Here is a 4,894-nt window from a genome sequence, read left to right on the forward strand (position 1 = left end):
GTTGCCATTGAATATGACCGTAGAAACTATTTGTTGCCGGTGAAGTGTGAAGATGACGTTGCTAAAAGACTCAAAGATGCTGTGCTCGATGGGCTTGAAGAATATCTGCAGGCTGTTTTAGACGATTATGTAGGTCAAATATTGACCGATAGATACTTATTCATTGGCAGTCAATTTCTACCAGAACCAAGCATCAATCTGCGCTTAGAAATGGAGGCATTGCTATGTGTAAAGGAGAGAAAGGGTAGCGATGAGGCGGCCTCTAGAGCGGCGATGTTCCTATCTGGCTGGATATGGAGGGCTGCGTGCATGAAATCTGAAGTGCTAAGCAAAAAACTAGGGGTGATGCGTTTGCTTATGCCACCAGATGGTAGGATATCGATATTGCGATCAACAGAGAATGGTAAGTTGTTGATTTTAAAGGCTGTGGTTGCGCCGCCGCCAGGCAGAAATGTTACTCCGGGGATTTACCAAGGGGCTTCAATCGATTATGTAAAATCAACTAAGGAAATCAACCGTGTAGACTTGTCTACAAAAGAGCAGTATGAAATTGGCCTGCTTGTTAAGCCAAGTGTAAAGACCAAAAAGGAGGTTGTAGACACGGAAGTTGGTATTGAGGATGAGGGGTAGTTACATACCGTGGATAGCACTGATTTAAGCTGTGAATTGATGTCAGCCTTCAAGCTCAATAGTGTTATTGGTTTGTGGGCCTTCTGGGTACGATAACCCCGTTCCAGAACTCGTAATCGATTGTTTTAACTGGATAGCGCTATTTGGGCTCCCGTCTGTGGGGTAAAGGCCCTGTTGTGGGCTTTCAGTACTTGATAACCCGCTCTGAGTGTCGGTAATAGATATATATAGTCATAAAGTCACTTAGCCAGCCCACTTGTGAAGGCTGGTAAGTGCAGTTGGTTGAGTAACAGGCAGGCTGGACCAAACCAGCCTGCTCATGAGTAAATTTCAACCAGTGCGCTGGTACCTATGAAGAAACCATAGGTGCCAGACAATGAGAAAACGACATTCAAGCAACACCAACCTCAAACTCCACTATGAATCAGTCTGGGAGGGCTTGCCGGTACTGGCAAGGCCTGACCGTCCACTCGCGGTGAATTACCTCAAATCTATCCGGTCTACTTTGGACCGGGCCTTAAATGAGCATCCACGAACCTGTGTCATCCATTTCGTTGCTAGGCTGCCGTACGGTTGGTCAGGTCCCAAAGGGGGGCAGGCAAGCGGCTTCATCAACTCTCTTCGTTCGCAGATCAGGTGCGACTCGAAGCGTAAGCGCGGCCAGGGAAAACGGGTTCATGACTGCCATGTTCGTATGATCTGGTGTCGCGAGTTCGGTGGGGAAGGGCAGCCCCATTATCATATTGCCATTATGGTCAATAGGGATGCTTACTCCGCGTTGGGGCGTATCTTAGGTCAGCAAGAGCCGGACTTCCCCTGGTGGTTGGCGGAAGAACAAGCAGTTAGCAACATGGCAGAGCGTATTCAGCGAGCTTGGGGTCGCACTCTTGGTCTGACTGGGAGTCAAGGAATCGGTTTAGTCCATTTCCCTGATAGCCCGGTCCAGCTGATTTCAAAAGGATCGTCTATGTATACCGCGCAATATCATGAGGTGTTCAGGCGCATGAGCTACTTGGCAAAGGTGGATACCAAGCTTTATGACGATGGGTTTAGGAACTTTGGCTGTAGCCAGAGAGGAGGTGAGTAAGTTTTTACGTTGCTGCGCTATCGCATGAACGAATGACGAGGAGAATTTCATGCGATTCATGAGGCTAACAGAAGTGATACGAGATACCGGTCTTGGCCGTTCTTCGATCTACAAGCGTATTGCTGAGGGTGTATTCCCCAAGCCAGTACCGCTTGGTGGAAGAACGGTTGGCTGGGTATCTGATGAAATCGAGGCCTGGATTTTGGAGAGGATTGAGGAGAGGGATTGCCAGGAAGTGCCTCATTGACCGGCTATTGGGCTTTCGTGGTTCATGGATGGCTGCGAGGTTTTGTATCAGATGAAAGCAGGAGGGGGCTCCAATTTGTAATGGTAGACCCCGGTACCAATAGGACCGGGGAGGTTTAATGCCAATTGATCGAGACCTTGGAGCGTAGTAGGCGAGGAAAACGGGGACTATCCGAGAGGATGTTCTGCTCGGGTATCCACACACGACGTGACGGTGCTGTTACCAATAAGGCGCTAATCTTTCTTATACAGCACTGTCACTTTGCCGGCAGGTTTGTTCTTGCCTATCTCATAATCAGGGTTGAAAGTGGCGAGATTATGAGCGGCGATGCCAATCACTGAGGCAAAGCCAGTAACCTGGGTAAAGCCAGTCGGGATAGCGAAGCTGGCTAAGGAGGCCGCTCTGTATTCTGTGTACACGCGGCAACGTAGCCCTTTTTTTTCAATGGCTCCCTCGACTTTATTTACCACGGAGCTGATGTTCTTGACCGCGACAATTTGAAAGGAAGCTTTCTTGGCAATGAGTTCGGAGAGCTTTTCAGTAGTGATGTCTTCGGAGGTGTATTTTTCGATGTCAATATCTTTGCTCATTGAGTTGTCCTAGTTTGAGGAGATGATAAAACGGGCAGATTCGCTGCCCGTTCTAGTCAGCGACTGGGTCTTATTGAAGTATGATCAAAGCTCCGCTATTTGCTGTAGGGCATCTTCATAAGCAAATAGTGTGTCGAAGTTTTCGTTGTAAATTAGGTAGAGGGCGGACTGTATGTTCTCGTGTGGCGTTTCTTCGATGGTATCTTTGAATATGTTGGTATGATGCATGCTTCCGGAAAGCACCATGAAGCTTTCGTCCTCCATTACCACCCAGTCAATGGTTTCAAAGGCCCTGGCTCCTTTGTATTTCTCAAGAGTCTCCTGAGCCAGAGAGAGGGAGTCCTGGTTTTCTTTTTCAATCATCGAGATCTGGTTTTTTATGCTCCGGACCCCTCTTTCGTGATTTTCTATATCGGTTATTGATTGCTGTTTCACACGAGGCCAAACCGTGTAGCTGGAGCCGTTTTCTGTTTTCCTTTCAGTCCAAGAATTCCCGTTATCGATATGATTTTGGGCTTTCTTTAATAGTTGTTTTTCTCTCGCTATTTCTGATTCGAGTTCGTTTAACCTTTCCTGCAATGTGATCAGCCTGCTGTCGTTTTTTGCAGCATCGATCATTTCATTTGCTGTATCCCTGTAATTCTTTTCTATGTCCTTGAAATCACAGGTGTAACGAACGACATCTCGGCCCCGTTCGTCCTCAATGACAGACCAGTCTGTGCTCTCACAAAGCTTACGGTTATCCAGCGCCTGGCCAACCGTATATTCAGGGAGTAATTCAAGACGCCCCTCCCGGATGACGTCTATTTCAGAAGAGCACCCGGATAGGGCTGCCAGGGAAATGCATGCTAGGGCTGCTTTGAGGTTTTTCATGATGGTTCTCTTTTAAAATCTTTCCATGAGGTGATTGGCTTAAGCACCAACCACAATTAAGAGGAAACAGACGATCCAGACGATGAAGTACGCCAGGTTCTGCTTCAGGGCTTGGGTTCGTTGGTAGAGATAGACGGGCACCAGCCACACCCATCCACCAAATGTGCTGGTATCAGTGCCGGCTTTCTTGAGTCTCTTTTCATCCAGGAAAGACAGGGCGATATTGAGTATGAGAGTGATGTAAATGAAATGGCCGCTGGCAACGGCTTGCTCGGCACGGTACTCGCTGCTGTGAACCATGTAGGCCACAAAGTATTCCAGGGTGAGGCCGATCAGTGGGGCAAACGCCAGAATCCATACAACGGTGTTGTTGACTTTGGCTCCGGTTAGCGGCGGTGGGGTCGTATCATCAAGGTGTTCCCGAAGCTGGGTATCTTCGATGTTGGTCCAGTCCGCGAACCCCTTCTTCCAGACGGATGATCCGTGGCGTAGTGTGCCGTTGCTGATCAGGGTGATGAGATCGGTTTCAGAAACGCCCCCCTTCCTTTCTCCGTTGAGTTCGTAGAACCAGATCTCGTTCCCCGTGGTGCTGTTTTCCATTGTTCATTCCTTGTAGTGGCTGTCCTTCCATGGTTTTTAGCCAAGCACAGGTCGAGTGCTGTGCCTGGGAAGAGCGGTCTCCCCCAGGCGCTGTGTCCGTTGGTTTGGAAGGTGTGTCTCAGTTTGAGTGTTATGTAATTCAAGACTCGCAAAGTATTGCAATGCTGCACCTTGGGGGTCAAGTATTCCGGTACGACAGAGGTATGGCACTGCCGTAGCGTTGCTCTATCAGATTGATGGAGTGGGCGTGATGAGCTTCCCCGAGCGCCTGAAGGCGGCACGGTTGGCGTTGGGTCTGACCCAGGAGCAGTTGGGCGACGAGCTTCATGTGACCAAATCCACGATATCCGCTTGGGAAAATGGCCGTGATTCGCCCGGATTTCGTTTACTGCCGAAGTTGAAGGCGGTCCTCGGTGTATCGCTGGATCATCTGATCTGCGGTGATCAGGTTGAGGGTGCCTCAGAGCTGAAGTCCAAGTATGACGCCCAGGTACGTAATGACGCCGAAGCTCAACTGCTCAAGGGCTACCGGCGCCTGTCCGTTAAACGTCGCCAAGGCCTGCTGGCTATGATTGATTAGCCTGCCTGTTGTCCGGCCAGCTTCTGGCTGAGTCCCTGTGNCGACTGCGGTTGAGTATTGCCCGGTGGGGCCGACCCTTCCGGCACGAACTCCTCCACGACCTGTAACCCTTCCTCCTCCGAGTATTCGAACTGAGCGTTGAGCAGCCCTGCATGGGCTACCTTGTCCAGCTCTGTTTGGTTGATGCCCTGGTCTTCCCTGACCTTGGCCGTTTCCCTGGCGTGGCTGACGGCATCCTCCATGGATTGCTCAGCGCGCAGCGTCAGANCCACGTAGTAGATCGGTGC

7 protein-coding genes and 1 pseudogene are annotated in these 4,894 nt (G+C 50.0%); 4 read left to right on the forward strand and 4 right to left on the reverse strand.

What is annotated here, in order from left to right; translation table 11 throughout:
• From A3754_RS27615 to A3754_RS09020, 3 genes are all read left to right on the forward strand, one after another.
• A partial coding sequence (locus tag A3754_RS27615; protein ID WP_197468588.1) for a hypothetical protein occupies positions 1 to 630 on the forward strand: 630 nt, incomplete at its 5' end.
• Positions 631 to 1,006: 376 nt separating this feature from the next.
• Positions 1,007 to 1,717 carry an inovirus Gp2 family protein gene (locus A3754_RS28850; protein WP_082844632.1) on the forward strand — a complete coding sequence of 237 codons (711 nt, stop codon included), beginning with the start codon at positions 1,007 to 1,009 and terminating at the stop codon, positions 1,715 to 1,717.
• 58 nt (positions 1,718 to 1,775) lie between these two features.
• Positions 1,776 to 1,964, forward strand: coding sequence for an AlpA family transcriptional regulator (locus A3754_RS09020; protein WP_082844633.1), 189 nt, complete (start codon positions 1,776 to 1,778; stop codon positions 1,962 to 1,964).
• Between the two features lie 233 nt (positions 1,965 to 2,197).
• Here A3754_RS09020 and A3754_RS09025 read toward each other — a convergent pair whose 3' ends face one another.
• The 3 genes from A3754_RS09025 to A3754_RS09035 form a co-directional block, all read right to left on the reverse strand.
• Positions 2,198 to 2,554: a hypothetical protein gene (locus tag A3754_RS09025; RefSeq protein WP_063508260.1), complete on the reverse strand. Its 357-nt coding sequence runs from the start codon at positions 2,552 to 2,554 to the stop codon at positions 2,198 to 2,200.
• 84 nt (positions 2,555 to 2,638) lie between these two features.
• Positions 2,639 to 3,427 carry a hypothetical protein gene (locus A3754_RS09030; RefSeq protein WP_063509631.1) on the reverse strand — a complete coding sequence of 263 codons (789 nt, stop codon included), beginning with the start codon at positions 3,425 to 3,427 and terminating at the stop codon, positions 2,639 to 2,641.
• Positions 3,428 to 3,466: 39 nt separating this feature from the next.
• A complete protein-coding gene (locus A3754_RS09035) occupies positions 3,467 to 4,027 on the reverse strand; it encodes a DUF4339 domain-containing protein (RefSeq protein WP_063509630.1) in 561 nt (186 codons plus the stop codon).
• Between the two features lie 250 nt (positions 4,028 to 4,277).
• Here A3754_RS09035 and A3754_RS09040 point away from each other — a divergent pair, with 250 nt between their 5' ends.
• Complete coding sequence (locus A3754_RS09040) at positions 4,278 to 4,607, forward strand: helix-turn-helix domain-containing protein (protein WP_230457725.1); 330 nt, start codon at positions 4,278 to 4,280, stop codon at positions 4,605 to 4,607.
• On the opposite strand, the pseudogene A3754_RS09045 reads toward A3754_RS09040, so the two are convergent.
• Positions 4,604 to 4,894: pseudogene (locus tag A3754_RS09045) on the reverse strand (hydrolase or metal-binding protein); the annotation flags it as partial. The gene A3754_RS09040 and the pseudogene A3754_RS09045 overlap by 4 nt on opposite strands.

The sequence above is a fragment of the Alcanivorax sp. HI0083 genome, from assembly GCF_001635175.1.